Below are 16,259 nucleotides of genomic sequence, written 5' to 3'. Positions count from 1 at the left end.
GTTTCGGCACTCGGTCCGGGCGTCAGGCCTGGACCGCGCCACGGCGGTTGCGCACCAGGACGGTGGCGCTGCCGCCGACCAGCAGCAGACCGGCCGCGGTGGCCAGCAGCGGGACCACCGGGGTGTCCGCACCGGTGGCGGCCAGCGAGCCGCCGCCCGTACCGCTCAGGCCGCCGGTGGTCAGCGAGGCCCCGCCGGAGGTACCGCTGCCGGCGCCCTGGCCGCCGCCGGCCGCGGAACCGCCGCCGGCACTGCCGTTGCCGTTGCCGGAGGAGCCGGCCGGCGGCAGCTTGGCGTCCTTGTCGAAGGCGAGGGTGGCGCTGACCGGGTCCAGGGCCGTACCGGCCGGGTAGTTGGAGAAGGCCGGCACCCCCTCGGCGGTGAGCGTGGCCGGCACGCCGGAGAGCGTCACCACGCCGCCGACCGGCTTCAGGGCGGAGGCCGGGACGTCCAGCCGGGCGATCCTGACACCGCTCAGCGAGGTCGAACCGCCGTCCTGGGACTTGCCGTTGACGTCGGCGGTCAGGAAGGCGCCGTCCCGGTCGATGGTCAGGCCCAGCTTGGAGAGCGTGGTGTCCAGCGCCCAGCCGTCCTTGCCCGGGTGGCCGAGGAAGCGGACCGAGCCGTTGAAGGCGGCGCTCAGGGAGTGGTCGGTGGTGTTGTAGGCACCGGTGGCACCGCCGAAGCGGTAGTCGGCCGCGCCGCCGCCGAACTCGACCTTCCCGGCGGCCATCGGGGACTCCAGGTACGTGCGGAAGCTCTCCTTGACCTTCCAGTCCAGCGTCCCGTTCACCACCGGCAGGGTGGCCGGGGCCGTGCCGGGGCCCCCGCTCGCGGACGGGGAGGCGGTGGCGCCGGGCGCCTGGGTGGCCGACGGCGAGGAGCCGGCCGAGGGGGTGCCGGACGACGGGGCCGCGGTCGGCGTGCCGGTGGCCGTGGCGGTGGGGCTCGCGCTCGGGCTGCCGGTGGGGCCGCCGGTCGGGCCCGTGCTCGGCGAGGAGGTGGCGGACGGCGTGGCGGTGGCCGTCGCGGTCGGCGGCACGGTCGGCGGGGTCGTGGCCGGGCTCTGCTTCAGCAGCAGCGACAGCGGGTCCATGTCCGCCCCCGCCGGGTAGAAGCCGGCGAAGGCCCGGGCGCCCTGCTCGGTCAGCTTGGCCGCGGCGGGCGTCCCGTTGGTGGTGTCCCGCGCGACGGTGAACGTCACCAGCGGCACGTCGTCCCGGCGGGTGACGTCGGCGGCGCCCACCGACTCCTTGGAGGCGGTGTCGGCGGTCAGCGTGCCGGTGGTGCCGGAGGTGGTGATCCGCAGGTCGCTGAGCGCGACGTCCAGCGCGCCGTGGTGGGCGGTGAAGTGCACGCCGCCGGTGAAGGAGGAGCTGAGCGCGTGCGTGGTGAGGTCGTACGCCGCGTTCGCCAGGCCGAAGTGGAAGGTGCCGTCGGCGTTGCGGGTCGCGCCGCCGGTCAGCTCGATCGCGCCGCCCTGGGAGGCCGGGCCCTCGATGTAGCTGCGGAAGCCGGCCTTCACGCCCCAGTCCAGCGCTCCGGTGTCGTACGTGACGCTGCTCGGGCCGCCCGCGCCGAAGGCCAGTGCGGGGGCGCCGAGGGCGGTCAGGCCGAGGCCGGCGGTGGCGGCCGCGAGGGCGGCCAGCCGGGTGCGGTTGCGGGACATGCTGGGTACTCCGTTCGGATGGGGGGAGGGAGCGGGGGGACGCTCCCGGAGGGGTCAGGCCGCGTCGTCGGCGTCGGGCCCGGTGGCGGGGGCCCCGGCCGCGGCGGCCGCCCGGCGGCGGCGGACGAGCAGGCCGCCGGTGGTGGCGAGGGCCGCCACCAGCACCGCGCCGCCGACCACGGCCGGCACCGGGACGCCGTCCGCGGAGGACGCGGCGACGGGCACGGCGGCCGGGGAGGCGGGCGGGCTCGCGACGGCGCCCGGCGGGGTGGCCGGGGCGCTGCCGAGGTCGGGCAGCGGGGGCAGCGCGGCGGCCGGGTCGAGGGCGACGGCGAAGCTCAGCGGGTCCATCGCGGTGCCCGCCGGGTACAGGCCGCCGAAGGCCTCGGCGCCGCCCTCGGCGAGGGTGAGCGGCAGTTCCACGGCCGTCAGCAGGCCGCCCTCGGCCTTGAGGCCGGCCGGGTCGAAGGTCGCCAGCTCGACGCCGGGGAGCTGCCGGGTGCCGCCGTCCGGGGTCCGGCCGGAGACGTCGGCGAGCAGTCGGCCCTGGCCGCCGGAGACGCTGACGCCCGGGTTGGCGAGGGTGAGGTCCAGGCCGTAGCCGTCGCCGGCGCGCATGCCGGTGAAGCGGACGGTGCCGGTGAAGGCGGCGGTCAGCTCGCCGGTCGCCGGGTCGTACGCGCCCTTGGCCGGGGTCCAGCGGAAGAACGCGCCGCCGTCGGCCGCGCCGCCGCCGAGCTCCCAACGGCCTTGGGCGATCGCGCCGGTGACGTAGTCGCGGAAGGTGCGGCGCACGCCCCAGTCGAGGGCGCCGTCGGCGAACCCGGTACGGGCCGGGGCCTGGGCGGCCGGCTCGGTGGCCGGCGGGGCGGCCGGCTCGGCCGGCGACGGGGCGGTCGCCGGCGGCATGGTCGCGGGCGCGGTCGTGGCGGCCGCGCCGGACGTCGGGGCGGGTGCCGCCGGCGTCGGCTGCGCGGCGGGCAGGTTGACCGAGAGGCTGAGCGGGTCGAGGGCCGTGCCGGCCTGGTAGAAGCCGCCGAAGGCCTTCGCCCCGGCGTCGGTGAGGGTCGCCGGGACACCGCTCAGCGTCAGGGTGCCGGCCGCGCCGCGCAGGTCGACGCCGGCCAGCGAGAGGTCGGCCAGCTTGACCTGGCTCGCGCTGCTGACCTGCCCGGTCTCCTTGGACTTGCTGCTGACGTCGGCGTACAGCCCGGCCGCGCCGCCCTGGACGGCCTTGAAGGTGAGCCGGCCGATGCTCAGGTCGAGCGCGTTGGAGCCGCCCTCCTGGTGCCCGGTGAACCGCACGCCGCCGGAGAAGGCGGCGGTCAGCGCGCCGGCCGCCGGATCGTACGTGCCGTTCGCCGAGTGGAACCGGAAGGTGCTGCCGCCGACCGTGGCCGCGCCGCCGGTCAGTCCCCAACTCCCCTTGGCGATGGGCCCGGTGACGTAGGTCAGGAAGGACTGCTTGATGCCCCAGTCCAGCCGTCCGCCGGAGACCCTGCCCTCGGCGGCGGCCGCCGGCCCCGGCGACAGGCCCACGGCCAGCAGGGCGGCGAGGGAGGCCACCAGGGCGGCGGCCAGACGGCGGAGCCGGCTGGACAGGGGCACGGCGAATCACTCCTCAGGGGGCATGGGGGGATGCCGCAAAGGGGGCCCGGTGGGCACCACCCCCTTGCGGAACTCAGGTAAGGCTAACCTAATATATGAGTCAAGAGCCCCGCCGCCCCCTCCCCCGGCGGCGGGGCGCCACAGGCACCAAGTCCCGGTGAAGGGAACCAGGTTGAGCAGCGTTACGATCCGATCCGGGGCGGCCCGCGGGCCCGTCCTCCTGCTGCTCGCCCTCGGCCTGCTGCTCGCCCTCACCGCCTGCGGCGCCGCGAGCGGAACGGCCGGGGCAGCGGGGGCGGCCGTCTCCCGCACCCCCGACGCCGTCGAACCGCTGCCCGGCGAGCCCGTCCCCCGGCTCCCGGCCACCACCGCCTCCGCCGACGGCCGCCAGGTCACCGTCACCAGCGCCGAACGGGTCATCCCGCTCAACGGCAGCCTCGCCGAGCTGGTGTTCAGCCTCGGCCTCGGCCCCAAGGTGGTCGCCCGGGACGTCTCCACCACCTTCGAACAGGCCGCCGCCCTGCCGGTGATCACCCAGGCCCACGACGTCTCCGCCGAGGGCGTGCTCTCACTGCACCCCACCGTCGTCCTCGCCGACCGCTCCACCGGCCCGGCCGAGGCGATCGCGCAGATCCGGGCGGCCGGCGTCCCGCTGATCGTCCTGGACGACGCCAAGCGGCTGGCCGACGTCGGACCGCGCATCGACACCGTCGCCGCCGCACTCGGCGTCCCGGACGCCGGACGGCAGCTCAAGGAGCGCACCGAGCAGCGGATCGACCAGGCCATGGCCGCCGTCCCGGCCGACGGCCGGCACCCCCGGGTCGCCTTCCTCTACCTGCGCGGCAGCGCCTCCGTCTACCTGCTCGGCGGCCCCGGCTCCGGCGCCGGCTCGCTGATCGAGGCGGTCGGCGGCGAGGACGCCGGCACCGCGGCCGGCCTCACCAACGACTTCGTCCCGCTCACCAGCGAGGCCCTGGTCAAGGCCGCGCCCGACGCGATCCTGGTGATGAGCAAGGGGCTCGACTCGGTCGGCGGAACGGACGGCCTGCTCAAGCTGCCCGGCGTCGCCCAGACCCCGGCCGGGCTCGACCGCCGGATCGTCTCGATCGAGGACGGCCAGCTGCTCAGCTACGGCCCGCGCACCCCGCAGGTCCTGCGCGGGATCACCGCCCAGCTCTACCCGGCGGACGCCAAGTGACCACCGCCGTACGGGAGGAGACCTCCCGCGAGGCCCCCGGGGAGACCGCCGCACCGACCGCCGGCCGGACCGCCCTGCTCACCGCCGGACTCGCCGCCGCCCTGCTCCTCTGCGCCCTCCTCGCGGCCGGCGTCGGCGCCTACCGCATCCCGCTCGGCGACATCCTCGCCTCCACCGCCCACCGCCTCGGCCTCGGCGGCCACGCCCTGGACCGGGTGCCCGAGTCCGTGCTGTGGAACGTCCGGCTGCCCCGGGTGGTGCTCGCCCTGCTGGTCGGCGGCTCGCTCGGCTGCGCCGGGGCACTGATGCAGGGCGTGTTCGGCAACCCGCTCGCCGAGCCCGCCGTGATCGGGGTCTCCTCCGGCAGCGCGGTCGGCACGGTGGCCTGCATCGTGCTCGGCCTGAACACCCTGGGCGGTTGGACGGCCCCCGTCTTCGCCTTCGCCGGCGGCCTGCTGACGGTCGTCGCGGTGTACGCGATGTCCCGCTCCGGCGGGCGCACCGAGGTGGTCACGCTGATCCTCACCGGCGTCGCCGTGAACGCCTTCTGCGGCGCGCTGATCGGCATCCTGCTGTTCATCGCCGACCCCGCCGCGATCAGCCAGGTCACCTTCTGGCAGCTCGGCTCGCTCTCCCAGGCCACCTGGGGCAAGGTGCTCGCCGTCCTGCCGTTCGCGCTGGCCGGCCTGGCCGTCGCCCCGCTGTACGCCCGCAGGCTGGACCTGCTGGCGCTCGGCGAGCGCCCGGCCCGCCACCTCGGAGTGGACGTCGAGCGGATGCGGCTGGCGCTGATCACCGTCGTCGCCCTGCTCACCGCGGCGGCCGTGGCGGTCAGCGGCATCGTCGGCTTCGTCGGCCTGGTCGTCCCGCACCTGCTGCGGATGCTCGCCGGGCCCGGCCACCGCTTCCTGCTGCCCGCCTCGGCACTCGGCGGCGCGCTGGTGCTGGTGGCCGCCGACCTCGCCTCCCGCACCGTCGCCGAGCCCGCCGAGATCCCGCTCGGGGTGGTCACCGCACTGATCGGCAGCCCGTTCTTCTTCTGGCTGCTGCGCCGGACCAGGACCAGGCAGGGAGGCTGGGCGTGAGACTGCGACGCCACCGGGAGATCCCCGAACGACCGGAGCCCGGAAGCGAGTTGCTCACCGCCGAGGGCGTCCGGCTGAGCCTCGGCGGGCGCCCGCTGCTGGACGGCGCCGCCGTCCGGGTCGCGGCCGGCGAACTGGTCGCGCTGCTCGGGCCGAACGGCGCCGGCAAGTCCACCCTGCTGTCCGTACTGGCCGGCGACGTCCGGCCGGACGGCGGGTCGGTCGCCCTGCGCGGCCGCCCGCCGGCCGACTACGGCGCCGCCGAACTCGCCCTGCACCGCGCCCTGTTGCCGCAGTCCGCCGCACTGTCCTTCCCGTTCCCGGCCGACGAGGTGGTCCGGATGGGCCGCGCGCCGTGGGCGGGCACGGCGGCGGCCGCCGAGGACGCGGCGGCCGTGGCCGAGGCGATGGCGGCCACCGAGTCCACCGCCTTCGCCGGGCGCCCGTTCACCGCCCTGTCCGGCGGCGAGCGGGCCCGGGTGGCGCTGGCCCGGGTGCTGGCCCAGCGCACCCCGCTGCTCCTCCTGGACGAGCCGACCGCCGCCCTCGACCTGCGCCACCAGGAGCTGGTGCTGCGGGTCGCCCGGGCCCGGGCCGCGGCCGGGGACGGGGTGGTCGTGGTGCTGCACGACCTGTCCCTGGCGGCGGCCTACGCGGACCGGGTGGTCCTGCTGACGGGCGGGGCGACGGTCGCGGACGGGCCGGTCGCCGAGGTGCTGCGGGCGCCGCTGCTCAGCGAGGTGTACGGGCACCCCGTCGAGGTGCTGGCGCACCCGCGCACCGGGGTGCCGCTGGTGCTGCCGGAGCGCTGAGCGCTTCGCCGGCGCTCAGTCCTCCAGCCGGAAGCCGACCTTGATGCACACCTGGTAGTGCTTGATCCGGCCGTCCTCCAGGTGGCCCCGGACCTGCGAGACCTCGAACCAGTCGAGGTTGCGCAGCGTCCGGGAGGCCCGCTCCACCCCGTTGCGGATCGCGGCGTCGACGCTCTCGGCCGAGGACCCGACGATCTCGGTCACCCGGTACACATGGTCGGTCATGGCGGACTCCCTCAGCTGTACGGACGGCCCCCGGTCCACCGTGCACCGACCCGGGTCCGCCCGCACCCCGACGGGCGGCCTCCCGCCTCCGGAGAGGCCGCCTAGAACGCCGCCCGCACCTCGCCGACCGGCACGCCGCCGCCGAGCAGCGGGGCCGCGCCGATCCGCTCGACGGTCCCGTCCGCCCCGGTCACCCCGAGCCGGCGCAGCGCGGCCGCCAGCACCGGGCCGCGGGCCCGCTCGGCGCCGTCCTCGATCTTGAAGGCCAGCGCCCGGCCGTCCGGCAGCGCGACCACCTGGACGGCCTCGGCGCCCATCTTGGACAGCGCGCCCGGCACCGCCCGCATCAGCCAGGTGTCGGCCCGCCGGGTGCCGGCCACGTACTCGGGGTGGGCGCGCATCGCGTCGGCGACGCGGCGCGGCTCGCTGCCCTCGGCGGCCAGCAGCAGGCCGCGGTAGCCGCGGGCCAGGCCGGTCAGCGACACGGCCAGCAGCGGCGCGCCGCAGCCGTCCACCCCGGCGTGGGCGGCGGTCTCGCCGGTGGCCTCCTCCAGGGCCTCGCGGGCCAGCCGCTGGATCGGGTGGGCCGGGTCGAGGTAGCTCTCGGTGTCCCAGCCGTTGGCCGTGCAGGCGGCCAGCCAGCCGGCGTGCTTGCCGGAGCAGTCCATCAGGATCGGGGCGCGCCCGCCGCCGGCGGCGAGCAGCAGCTCCGCCTCGGTCTCGTCCAGCGGCAGGTCGGCCGGGGTGCGCAGGGCCGACTCGTCGAGCCCGGCGGAGCCGAGGATGCTCCGCACGCCATCGAGGTGAAACGATTCCGCGGAGTGGCTGGAGGCCGCCAGCGCCAGCAGCTCGCCCTCGATCGCCAGCCCGGCCCGCAGCGTGGCCACCGCCTGGAACGGCTTGGCGGTCGACCGCGGGAAGACCGGGGCGTCCGGGTCGCCGAGCGCGAACTCGACCGAGCCGTCGGCCGCGAGCAGCACCAGGGAGCCGCGGTGGCGGCCCTCGACGAAGCCGGAGCGTATGACCTCGGCGAGAACGGGCGCGGGGGCGGGCAGGGACATGGCGGTGTGAGCCTTCCGGGGCGAGGGTGGGCCGGGAGCGAGCCGGGCCTCACCCGCCCGCGGCGACCCACCCGGTCAGAGCGGCCCCCGTGCGAGCAGGTCGTCGACCCGTGCTTCCCCATCACGGTACCTGCGGGTGATCTCGGCGTTGCAACCGTCGGCCGTGCGCAGCAGCCGCTGGCGCCGTCCGGACACCTCCCGCTCGTACGCCCGCAGCCGCTCCAGGGCGGCCAGCAGCTCCTCGGCCGGGTGCGCCGCCAGGTCGGCGAGCTGCACGTCGCCCATCAGCGCGTCCGCCTCCAGCCGGGACTCCCGGGTGCGCGGCGGCCCGAGGGTGACGTGCCGGGCCGAGCGCCGCACGGTGGAGGGCGCGTCGGTCAGGATGGCCGGCAGCCGGTCCAGCAGGTCGCCGGGGGCCGGGTCGGGGCCGGACGGGTCGGCCGTACGGACCGGGCCCGTGCCGGGCCGCCGGTCGAGTTCGGCGCGCAGGATGTCCATCCGCCCGTGCAGCAGCCGCCGCAGGTAGGACAGGTCGGCCTCCTGCTCCAGGGTCTCCCGGCGCAGCACCCGCAGCTGCTCCAGGCCCAGCCCCTCCAGGTCGGGCTCGTCCTCCGCGCCCGCCGCCGGACCGTCCGGGCCCCCGGGGGCCCGCACCACCGACCCGGACCGGTCCCGCGCCACGCTGCTCGCGTCCATCACCCAACCACCTGACGTCGTCCGATCCCGCCCGCTCGCGGCACCCCGTCGCTGCCGCCGGTCCGACCCGTCCCCCGACGGGCCGCGCGTCCCGTCCACCGGCCCGCCGGGAACCCCCGGAGGCTCCGGTCCCCGGCCGTGACGCCCACCGGGGCGGCACCGCCAGACGCCTGACCTACCGGCTCGACCGCCCGGCCGAACCCGGGTCCGGCGCGGCGGACCTCCTGGCGCCCCGGACCCCTCGTACGGTCCACCAGCGTGCCACCCCACCCGGCGCACGCGCACCGCCCGTGCACCCGAACGGCCCCCTGGCGAACGGGGGTGGCTGATATGACCAGCCCTTTCCCCAGGAAGAGTGGCGCCCGATTCCGCGCAGGCGCGCACCCCAGGGCGTGCACGGCCTTCGTGCGCGCCCCTGGTGTGCGCCCTGGGGAGGCCGCCGGGGCGGAGGGACGGGGCCGACCGGAGGGGCGGCCGGGCAGAACGGCCGGGCAGGGTGCGGCGCTGAGCCGGGGGCACGGCGGATGCGCGGGCGCGGAGCGGCGGCGGACGCGCCGGGCGCGGGCCGCGCGGGACGCACCCGGGGCTCCTCCGGGGGCCGTACGGCGCTCCGGCACAATGGCGGCATGCGAGCAGTGGTGCAGCGAGTGACCGAGGCCCGGGTGACCGTGGCCGGTGAGACCGTCGGCGCGATCGAGGGGCCCGGGCTCTGCGTCTTGGTCGGCGCCACCCACGACGACACCCCCGCCAAGGCCGCCCAACTGGCCCGCAAACTCTGGACGCTGCGACTGCTGCCCGCGAACGACGAGGGCGTAGAGCAGAGCTGCTCGGACCTCGGCGCCCCGCTGCTGGTGATCAGCCAGTTCACGCTCTACGGCGACGCCCGCAAGGGCCGCCGCCCCACCTGGAACGCCGCCGCCCCCGGACCGGTCGCCGAGCCGCTGGTGGACGAGGTGGTGGCGCAGCTGCGCGCGCTGGGCGCCAAGGTGGAGACGGGCCGGTTCGGCGCCGACATGCGGGTGGCGCTGGTGAACGACGGCCCGTTCACCGTCCTCGTCGAGGTCTGACCCCGCCGGGGCCCCACCGGGCCCGGCCGGGGCGCCGAGCGGCCCCGGCGCGGCCCTGGACGGCCCTACTGCGGGACGATCACGTCCTGGGTGCCCGGCACCGTGCCGGCCAGCAGCACGGCGTCCACCGGGACGTTCCGCTTGACGATCGCCAGCGCGATCGGCCCCAGCTCGTGGTGCCGGGCCGAGGAGGTCACGAAGCCCAGCGCCCGCCCGTCCGGGTCGGTGGCCAGCCGCACCTCGGTGCCGTGCGGGGGCAGCGTCTCCTCGGTGCCGTCCAGGTGCAGGAAGACCAGCCGGCGCGGCGGGCGGCCCAGGTTGTGCACCCGGGCGACGGTCTCCTGGCCGCGGTAGCAGCCCTTCTGCAGGTGGACGGCGGTGCGCAGCCAGTCCACCTCGTGCGGGATGGTCCGGTGGTCGGTCTCGAAGCCCAGCCGGGGCCGGTGGCCCTCGATCCGCAGCGCCTCGTACGCCCAGACCCCGGCCGCCGGGCCGTACCCGGCGGTGAGCCGCTCCAGCTCGGCGCGCGGCACGAACAGGTCGCGCCCGTACGGGAGTTCGCGGACGGCGGCGACGCCCTCGACGGAGGCGGTGGAGCCGGCCGGCAGGTGCACCACGGCGTACTCGGCGGTCGCGTCGGCGACCTCCACCCGGTAGAAGAACTTCATGCCCTCCAGGTAGGCGACCAGCGCCTCCTGGGTGCCCGGCTCGACGTGCGCCCAGGTGGTGGTGCCGTCGTCCACCAGGTAGAGCGCGTGCTCGACGTGCCCGTTCGGGGAGAGCACCAGCGCCTCGGCGGCCTGCTGCGGCGGCAGCTCGCTGACGTGCTGGGTGAGCAGCAGGTGCAGCCAGGAGAGCCGGTCCGCGCCGGTCACGGTGACCACGCCGCGGTGCGAGAGGTCGACGAAGCCGACGCCCTGCGACAGCCTGCGTTGCTCGCGGAAGATGTCGCCGTAGTGGGCGGCGACGCCCTCGTCGGCCCCCTCGGCGGGGACGGCTCCGGGCAGGGAAAGCAGCGGGCTCTTCACACCGGTCATACCGGCCAGCTTACGGCTGCTCCCCGACGAGCTTGGCGGTGCAGTCGGCGCAGCGGCCGAAGATGGCGAAGTGCTTGAGGTCGGTGTCGAAGCCGTGCCGCTCGCGCAGGCTGTCGATCAGCGGCTGGGCGATCTCGGTGCCGGTCTCGGTGACCTTGTCGCAGTCCCGGCAGACCAGGTGCAGGTGGTGGTGGCGGCCGGCCAGGTGGTAGGTCGGGGCGCCGTGGCCGAGGTGGGCGTGCGAGACCAGGCCCAGCTCCTCCAGCAGCTCCAGGGTCCGGTAGACGGTGGAGATGTTGACGCCGCTGGCGGTCCGGCGGACGTGGCAGAGGATGTCGTCGGGGGTGGCGTGGTCGAGCTCGTCGACGGCCTCCAGCACGAGCTGCCGCTGCGGGGTGAGCCGGTACCCGCGTTCGCGCAGGTCGGCCTTCCAGTCGCCGGAGAGCTGCCAGTCGGTGGTGCCGGTGTCCGCCACGGTACTCGTCCCTGCCAATGGTCGGGGGTCCTGGAGCAAGTGTAGGGACCGGCCGGGGGCCGGTCCCTACCTCGTGCACGGAAGTGCCGGTCGCGCGATCGGCCTACTTGAAGAAGGCGATGCCGTCGTCCGGCAGGTCGTTGATGTCCTTGATCAGCTGGGCCGGGCTGAGCACCTTCTTCAGCTGGGCGGACATGTACGGGCGCAGCGGCACGCTCGGGGCGGCCTTCTCGCCGACCCAGAGCAGCTCGCCGTTGACGAAACCGTACAGCCGCTTGCCGCCCGAGTACTCCGGGGAGCCCTCGATCCGGGCGACCGCGTCGGTGGAGACGTCGACCTGGGGCTTGCCGTCGGCCAGCTCGCCGTACCAGATCTCGACCGTGCCGTCGTCGCGGACGGAGGAGATCTCGATCCCCCGGACACCGCTGGTGCCGTCGTGGTTGCTGGTGATGCGCCAGAACGCGTGCTCGTTCTCCAGCGGACGGACCTTCTCGCCCTCGCTGTCCAGCACCCAGGTCCGGGAGCGGAACTCCAGGAAGGGGCGGCCGTCGTGGCGGATCACGATCTCCTGGCCGAAGTTGCACTTCTCCGCGCCCGGGAAGTCGTAGACGCCCGCGCCCTCCCAGGTGCCGAGGAGGAAGGCGAGCGGGACGACGTCCCTGTGGAGGTCAGAAGGGATCTCGATCATGTTCCTGGTCGCTGTTCTCGTCGGTGTGGGACTGCCTCAACCGTACGGCAGTCTCAGCGCTGGCCCTGGTACAGCTTCATCACCGAGAAGATGGCGAACCAGGTGATCAGCACGGCCATGAGGGCCAGCAGACCGTCGAAGAAGATTTCCAGACCGGACACGGGTGGCTCCCAGGCGGCGACAGTGTGGTGGATTGTGCTCGGCTCACTCTATCCGCCGGGTTCCGGAGGGTCGCGGTGAGCCCCACCACGTCGCCGTTCGCGCCGTCCTCCCGCGGCTGCTCAAGCTTTGCCCAAGGCTTCCGGGGATGCCGGACGGCGGGGGCGCCGGCACCTCTAAGGTGGCGCCATGGCGAAGAAACTGGTCATCAAGGTCACCGCAGGGGCGGACGCGCCGGAGCGGTGCTCGCAGGCGTTCACGGTGGCGGCGGTGGCCGTCGCCAGCGGGATCGAGGTCTCGCTCTGGCTGACCGGGGAGTCCTCCTGGTTCGCGCTGCCGGGCCGGGCCGCGGAGTTCGAACTGCCGCACGCGGCGCCGCTGCCGGACCTGCTGGAGTCGATCCTGGCAGCCGGCTCGGTGACGCTGTGCACCCAGTGCGCGGCCCGGCGCGGGATCACGCAGCAGGACACCGTCGAGGGTGTCCGCATCGCGGGCGCCCAGGTCTTCGTCAGCGAGATCATGTCGGACAACGTCCAGGCGCTCGTGTACTGAGGCACCTCGCACATCGACGCCTACGGGCGTTCCTCGTGGTCGGGGCGGTCCCGGTCGTGGCCGGGCTCGTCCCACTTCGGGTCGTCCCAGCGCGGGTCGTTCCACCAGTCGTCGTCCGGGTCGCGCTTGTTGGCGAACACCGCGGCGGCCGGCGGGATGACCATCGCGACCACGCACATGCCGATCGCCGCGCCGACCGAGAAGAACCGCACCACGCCCCAGGCCATGACGAACAGGCCCAGGCACACGCCCATCATGGCGAAGTAGTAGCGACGCCGCCGCCTTGCCTGCACCCCTCCACGGTACGACCGAGGGCCCCTGCTCGGCAGGGGCCCTCGGAGTCTGGTCCGGGATCGTCCCGGCTCCGGTCAGACCGCGATCGCGACCTCGACGGCGGTGCCCTGGGAGGCCACCACCTGACGGTCCACGGTCTGGCCCGGCACCAGCGCGCGCAGGGTCCACTTGCCCGGGCGGGCGAAGAACCGGAACTGGCCGGTCGCCGAGGTGGGCACCTCGGCCGTGAACTCGCCGCCCTCGTCCAGCAGCCGCACGTAGCCGTTGACCGGCTCTCCGTCGCGGGTCACCGAACCCTGGATGATCGTCTCGTTCGCCACGTCAACTCCTGCCAGGTCCGGGCCGCCGGCCTTCGCACCGCACATGTCTGTCTCCTTCTGACTTACGGGTCGAGCCGGGGGCTCAGTTGCTGCCGAGCTCGATCGGCACGCCGACCAGGCTGCCGTACTCGGTCCACGAGCCGTCGTAGTTCTTGACGTTCTCCTGGCCGAGCAGCTCGTGCAGCACGAACCAGGTGAGCGCGGAGCGCTCGCCGATGCGGCAGTAGGCGATGGTGTCCTTCGCCAGGTCGATGCCCTCGGCCTCGTACAGCGCCTTGAGCTCGTCGTCGCTCTTGAAGGTGCCGTCGTCGTTGGCGTTCTTGGCCCACGGGATGTTGCGGGCGCTCGGCACGTGGCCGGGGCGCTGCGACTGCTCCTGCGGGAGGTGCGCCGGGGCGAGCAGCTTGCCGGAGAACTCGTCGGGCGAGCGGACGTCGACCAGGTTCAGGGTGCCGATGGCGGCGATCACGTCGTCGCGGAAGGCGCGGATCGAGGCGTCGGCGGCCTGCGCCGTGTACTCGGTGGCCGGGCGGGCCGGCACCTCGGCGACCAGGTCGCGGGAGTCCAGCTCCCACTTCTTGCGGCCGCCGTCCAGCAGGCGGACGTCGCCGTGGCCGTACAGCTTGAAGTACCAGTAGGCGTACGAGGCGAACCAGTTGTTGTTGCCGCCGTACAGCACCACGGTCTGGTCGTTGGCGATGCCCTTGGCGCTCAGCAGGGCCTCGAAGCCGGCCTGGTCGATGAAGTCGCGGCGGACCGGGTCCTGGAGGTCCTGCTTCCAGTCGATCCGGACGGCGTTGCGGATGTGGTTCTTCTCGTACGCGGAGGTGTCCTCGTCGACCTCGACGATGACGACCTTCGGGTCGTCCAGGTGGGCCTGGACCCAGTCGGCGTCGACCAGGACGTCGCTGCGGCTCATGGTGGGTTCTCCATCCGAGGGCGGTTGTGCGGAAGGTGCTGCTCAGGAGGGTGCTGCAGGGTGCCCGGGAGGACGCGGTCCGAAACCCTGTCCGAATAGCGGGACGAGGGGGTGGGCCGGTGCGGCCGGGCAGGAGACTGCGGAGTACCTCGGCGACCGCCGGCCCGGGGGGCCGGGCGCGGTCGCCGGAAAGATCGGCGGCGGGCGTCAACTGCCCTGCCGGGGGCGCCGAATCAGCGCATTCGACACAGACAGGCGGCCACGCGGCACAGGTCTACCGCCCGCCGCTTCGTGAGGTCCGTCTGTCGCTTCATGCCGACGATGCTAGGGACACCGGAGGCCCGCTGTCATCAGCGTATCGAATAGTGGGATCAGAACGACCGGATGATGGGATTTGCCTCCGGTCCGGCCTGTCCGGGCCCGGCCGGCGGCCCCCGGAGGGCGTGCGCGGGGCGCGAACGACACCGCTCCACGGCCCGCGCTGGACAGCGCGTCTCGCGGAGCGGAACGATTCGGCACAGCCGTGGGCGGGCCCCGGGACCGGGCCGGGGACGGGCCGGGGATGGACTGGGCACGGGCCTGGATCAGCCCAGGAGCTTGACGTCCTTGCCGTCGAAGGTCAGCTGGAGGCCCTCCGGCAGCGGCGTCACACCGCCGCCCCCGCCCTCCTTGTCGGCCAGCTTCAGCCCGGCCGGCAGCGAGTCCAGGGTGAAGCTCATCGGCTCCAGCTGCTGGTTGGTGGCACCGGCCACCAGCCCCGCCAGCGAGCTCAGCCGGAAGCCGTCCACCGTGACGGTGTTCCCCTTGTTGCGCACGCTGCCCTCGCCGATCTCGATCGGACCCAGCGAGGCCTTGACCTTGCCCGGACCGGCGTAGGCCAGGCTCAGCCGGGAGTTGCCGCCCACCGGCAGCTTGGCCCCGTGCAGCAGCTGGGAGGCGGGCGGCAGCAGCTGCGCGAGGTCCGGGTAGGAGATCACCCCGCTGCCGGTGCCGCTGTCCACCGTGGCACTGCTCATGCTGTCGCTGACCTTGACCCCGGCGAGCCGCGCCTTGAACGAGTGCAGCGCCACCTGGTGGCTGCCGTCGCCGACGGCCAGGCCGTCGGAGGAGATCCGGACGTCGTCCAGCTTCATCGACAGCACCTGGGTGAGGAACGGGAAGCCCTCGATCGAGACGTCCGGGCGCTGGCTCATCCGGCCGCTCTTCACGATCCGGTCGGCGGCCTCGTCCTCGGCCACGCCCACCGCGATCCGGTCGGCCCCCAGCAGCAGGCCGGAGAGCACCGCCAGGCCGATCGTGGCCTTCAGCCATCCGCGCATCGTGTCCCCCGTCGTCGCCGGTCGCTGTGGTCGTTCGTCGCTGTGGTCGTTCGCAGTGGGTCGTTCACCGTTCCGTGGCGGACGCAGGACACGTCCGCCCTCGCACGACCGTACGACGTCCCGCCCCGGAACATGGTTCCGGGGCGGGAATTCGACCTGAACAGGCCTGGACGGGTGGGTACGGGTGGCTCAGGCCAGCAGCTCCGTGGCGATCCAGGCCAGCGGCGCGGCCACCGCCAGCGGCAGCGCCACGCCCGCCGTCATGTGCACGAAGCGGGACGGGAAGTCGTACGCCGCGACCCGACGGCCGACCAACGCACCCAGCCCGGCCAGCGCACCGAGCGCCGGCGGGGCCCCGACCAGCAGGCCCAGCAGCACCGCCGCGGCCAGGCCCAGCACCGGGCCCAGCTGCTTCGGCCCGGGCAGCGGCGCCGCGGCCAGCAGGGTGGCCAGCGCCACCGCGCCCACCGCGGCCGGCACCCAGTCGGCCAGCAGCAGCGCGGTGCACAGCACCGTCACCACGGTGGCCGAGCCGAGCACGGTCAGCGCGTAGAACCGCTCCTTCGGGTCCGACGGGCGGAACGTCTGCAACACCAGGACGAGCAGGAAGAACCCGCCCAGGGTGCCCACCACGGCCGCCACGCCACCGTCGGAGTCCGCCAGCAGCACCGCCACGTCCGCCGTCAGGCCCGCCAGCGCGGCGAGCAGGATGCCCTGCCGGGCCGGCCACATGCCGTTCAGCCGGAACCAGCCGGCCGCCGTCAGCAGCTGGAGCGGCGCGACCACCAAGGCCAGCGCGACCTGCCCGAGCGCGGCACCGCCGGCCAGCAGCGCGGCCACGGCGGCGGTGATCAGGGCCGGCTGCAGGCCCGGGTCGATGATCGGCGAGCCGGTCCGGCCGCGCGGACCGGCGGGCGACACCGCCTGCGGCGGGACGGCCCCGTACGGCGGCGCGGCGGGGGCGCCCAGCGGGCCGGGGGCGACCGGGCGCTTGAGCGTCATGGTCGGCGGGTCGAAGGCCTCCGCCGCCTGCTGCGCGGGGGCCTGCTGCGGCGCCGGGGCCGCGTGCCGGGCC

General features: G+C 75.1%; 18 protein-coding genes and 1 pseudogene. 5 read left to right on the top strand and 14 right to left on the bottom strand.

What is annotated here, in order from left to right:
- Window positions 1-22: 22 nt before the first annotated feature.
- Both ACFU7Z_RS20175 and ACFU7Z_RS20170 read right to left on the bottom strand, forming a co-directional pair.
- Entirely contained in the window at window positions 23-1,669 is a 1,647-nt protein-coding gene (locus tag ACFU7Z_RS20175) for an HtaA domain-containing protein (RefSeq protein WP_380778616.1), read from the bottom strand.
- A 54-nt stretch (window positions 1,670-1,723) separates the two neighbouring features.
- Window positions 1,724-3,277 carry an HtaA domain-containing protein gene (locus ACFU7Z_RS20170; RefSeq protein WP_380778615.1) on the bottom strand — a complete coding sequence of 518 codons (1,554 nt, stop codon included), beginning with the start codon at window positions 3,275-3,277 and terminating at the stop codon, window positions 1,724-1,726.
- Window positions 3,278-3,449: 172 nt separating this feature from the next.
- Between ACFU7Z_RS20170 and ACFU7Z_RS20165 the strand changes: the two genes are divergently transcribed.
- The 3 genes from ACFU7Z_RS20165 (at window position 3,450) to ACFU7Z_RS20155 (ending at window position 6,372) form a co-directional block, all read left to right on the top strand.
- The gene (locus ACFU7Z_RS20165) at window positions 3,450-4,475 is read left to right on the top strand and encodes a hemin ABC transporter substrate-binding protein (RefSeq protein ID WP_234348688.1); all 1,026 of its coding nucleotides are present in this window, start codon (window positions 3,450-3,452) and stop codon (window positions 4,473-4,475) included.
- Window positions 4,476-4,549: 74 nt separating this feature from the next.
- Window positions 4,550-5,560 carry a FecCD family ABC transporter permease gene (locus ACFU7Z_RS20160; protein WP_380778621.1) on the top strand — a complete coding sequence of 337 codons (1,011 nt, stop codon included), beginning with the start codon at window positions 4,550-4,552 and terminating at the stop codon, window positions 5,558-5,560.
- 2 nt (window positions 5,561-5,562) lie between these two features.
- Window positions 5,563-6,372, top strand: a complete 810-nt coding sequence (locus ACFU7Z_RS20155) for a heme ABC transporter ATP-binding protein (RefSeq protein ID WP_380778619.1) — start codon at window positions 5,563-5,565, stop codon at window positions 6,370-6,372.
- 15 nt (window positions 6,373-6,387) lie between these two features.
- Here the strand turns inward: ACFU7Z_RS20155 and ACFU7Z_RS20150 are convergent, their stop codons facing one another.
- From ACFU7Z_RS20150 to ACFU7Z_RS20140, 3 genes are all read right to left on the bottom strand, one after another.
- A complete protein-coding gene (locus tag ACFU7Z_RS20150) occupies window positions 6,388-6,597 on the bottom strand; it encodes a dodecin (RefSeq protein WP_049661518.1) in 210 nt (69 codons plus the stop codon).
- 101 nt (window positions 6,598-6,698) lie between these two features.
- Complete coding sequence (locus ACFU7Z_RS20145) at window positions 6,699-7,658, bottom strand: asparaginase (protein WP_375876665.1); 960 nt, start codon at window positions 7,656-7,658, stop codon at window positions 6,699-6,701.
- A 75-nt stretch (window positions 7,659-7,733) separates the two neighbouring features.
- Window positions 7,734-8,354 carry an ABC transporter substrate-binding protein gene (locus ACFU7Z_RS20140; RefSeq protein ID WP_234348561.1) on the bottom strand — a complete coding sequence of 207 codons (621 nt, stop codon included), beginning with the start codon at window positions 8,352-8,354 and terminating at the stop codon, window positions 7,734-7,736.
- Between the two features lie 626 nt (window positions 8,355-8,980).
- Between ACFU7Z_RS20140 and dtd the strand changes: the two genes are divergently transcribed.
- Window positions 8,981-9,421, top strand: coding sequence for a D-aminoacyl-tRNA deacylase (dtd, locus tag ACFU7Z_RS20135; RefSeq protein ID WP_049656260.1), 441 nt, complete (start codon window positions 8,981-8,983; stop codon window positions 9,419-9,421).
- Window positions 9,422-9,486: 65 nt separating this feature from the next.
- On the opposite strand, the gene ACFU7Z_RS20130 is transcribed toward dtd, so the two are convergent.
- The 3 genes from ACFU7Z_RS20130 to ACFU7Z_RS20120 all read right to left on the bottom strand — a co-directional run bounded on the left by ACFU7Z_RS20130 (window position 9,487) and on the right by ACFU7Z_RS20120 (window position 11,621).
- Window positions 9,487-10,449, bottom strand: a complete 963-nt coding sequence (locus ACFU7Z_RS20130; protein WP_380778617.1) for a YgfZ/GcvT domain-containing protein — start codon at window positions 10,447-10,449, stop codon at window positions 9,487-9,489.
- A gap of 19 nt (window positions 10,450-10,468) precedes the next feature.
- A complete protein-coding gene (locus ACFU7Z_RS20125; RefSeq protein WP_380778612.1) occupies window positions 10,469-10,933 on the bottom strand; it encodes a Fur family transcriptional regulator in 465 nt (154 codons plus the stop codon).
- 103 nt (window positions 10,934-11,036) lie between these two features.
- The gene (locus ACFU7Z_RS20120) at window positions 11,037-11,621 is read right to left on the bottom strand and encodes an FABP family protein (protein ID WP_049656257.1); all 585 of its coding nucleotides are present in this window, start codon (window positions 11,619-11,621) and stop codon (window positions 11,037-11,039) included.
- A gap of 348 nt (window positions 11,622-11,969) precedes the next feature.
- On the opposite strand from ACFU7Z_RS20120, the gene ACFU7Z_RS20115 reads away from it, so the two are divergent.
- The gene (locus tag ACFU7Z_RS20115) at window positions 11,970-12,332 is read left to right on the top strand and encodes a DsrE family protein (protein WP_049656255.1); all 363 of its coding nucleotides are present in this window, start codon (window positions 11,970-11,972) and stop codon (window positions 12,330-12,332) included.
- A 20-nt stretch (window positions 12,333-12,352) separates the two neighbouring features.
- Here the strand turns inward: ACFU7Z_RS20115 and ACFU7Z_RS20110 are convergent, their stop codons facing one another.
- From ACFU7Z_RS20110 to ACFU7Z_RS20085, 6 genes and pseudogenes are all read right to left on the bottom strand, one after another.
- Complete coding sequence (locus ACFU7Z_RS20110; protein ID WP_082346012.1) at window positions 12,353-12,625, bottom strand: DUF3099 domain-containing protein; 273 nt, start codon at window positions 12,623-12,625, stop codon at window positions 12,353-12,355.
- A 75-nt stretch (window positions 12,626-12,700) separates the two neighbouring features.
- Window positions 12,701-12,991: a DUF1416 domain-containing protein gene (locus ACFU7Z_RS20105; RefSeq protein WP_030059605.1), complete on the bottom strand. Its 291-nt coding sequence runs from the start codon at window positions 12,989-12,991 to the stop codon at window positions 12,701-12,703.
- Between the two features lie 37 nt (window positions 12,992-13,028).
- On the bottom strand, window positions 13,029-13,865 hold the full coding sequence (locus ACFU7Z_RS20100) for a sulfurtransferase (RefSeq protein WP_049656251.1): 837 nt from the start codon (window positions 13,863-13,865) through the stop codon (window positions 13,029-13,031).
- A 233-nt stretch (window positions 13,866-14,098) separates the two neighbouring features.
- The gene (locus ACFU7Z_RS20095; protein WP_350517234.1) at window positions 14,099-14,179 is read right to left on the bottom strand and encodes an Ms5788A family Cys-rich leader peptide; all 81 of its coding nucleotides are present in this window, start codon (window positions 14,177-14,179) and stop codon (window positions 14,099-14,101) included.
- A 270-nt stretch (window positions 14,180-14,449) separates the two neighbouring features.
- Window positions 14,450-15,184 carry a DUF2993 domain-containing protein gene (locus tag ACFU7Z_RS20090; protein WP_049656250.1) on the bottom strand — a complete coding sequence of 245 codons (735 nt, stop codon included), beginning with the start codon at window positions 15,182-15,184 and terminating at the stop codon, window positions 14,450-14,452.
- Window positions 15,185-15,373: 189 nt separating this feature from the next.
- Window positions 15,374-16,259, bottom strand: a pseudogene (locus ACFU7Z_RS20085) (hypothetical protein); the annotation flags it as partial.

The organism is Kitasatospora sp. NPDC057518, assembly GCF_042802075.1.
Lineage (GTDB): Bacteria > Actinomycetota > Actinomycetes > Streptomycetales > Streptomycetaceae > Kitasatospora.
The sequence above is the reverse complement of the archived record's forward strand: the minus strand, read 5'-3'. Positions and strand labels throughout refer to the sequence as shown.

Bases quoted from the DNA above. Each gene is read 5' to 3' on its own strand.
- ACFU7Z_RS20115 (WP_049656255.1), top strand. From the start codon at position 11,970: ATGGCGAAGAAACTGGTCATCAAGGTCACCGCAGGGGCGGACGCGCCG.
- ACFU7Z_RS20150 (WP_049661518.1), bottom strand. From the start codon at position 6,597: ATGACCGACCATGTGTACCGGGTGACCGAGATCGTCGGGTCCTCGGCC.
- ACFU7Z_RS20140 (WP_234348561.1), bottom strand. From the start codon at position 8,354: ATGGACGCGAGCAGCGTGGCGCGGGACCGGTCCGGGTCGGTGGTGCGG.
- ACFU7Z_RS20100 (WP_049656251.1), bottom strand. From the start codon at position 13,865: ATGAGCCGCAGCGACGTCCTGGTCGACGCCGACTGGGTCCAGGCCCAC.
- dtd (WP_049656260.1), top strand. From the start codon at position 8,981: ATGCGAGCAGTGGTGCAGCGAGTGACCGAGGCCCGGGTGACCGTGGCC.
- ACFU7Z_RS20105 (WP_030059605.1), bottom strand. From the start codon at position 12,991: ATGTGCGGTGCGAAGGCCGGCGGCCCGGACCTGGCAGGAGTTGACGTG.
- ACFU7Z_RS20095 (WP_350517234.1), bottom strand. From the start codon at position 14,179: ATGAAGCGACAGACGGACCTCACGAAGCGGCGGGCGGTAGACCTGTGC.
- ACFU7Z_RS20090 (WP_049656250.1), bottom strand. From the start codon at position 15,184: ATGCGCGGATGGCTGAAGGCCACGATCGGCCTGGCGGTGCTCTCCGGC.
- ACFU7Z_RS20120 (WP_049656257.1), bottom strand. From the start codon at position 11,621: ATGATCGAGATCCCTTCTGACCTCCACAGGGACGTCGTCCCGCTCGCC.
- ACFU7Z_RS20175 (WP_380778616.1), bottom strand. From the start codon at position 1,669: ATGTCCCGCAACCGCACCCGGCTGGCCGCCCTCGCGGCCGCCACCGCC.
- ACFU7Z_RS20145 (WP_375876665.1), bottom strand. From the start codon at position 7,658: ATGTCCCTGCCCGCCCCCGCGCCCGTTCTCGCCGAGGTCATACGCTCC.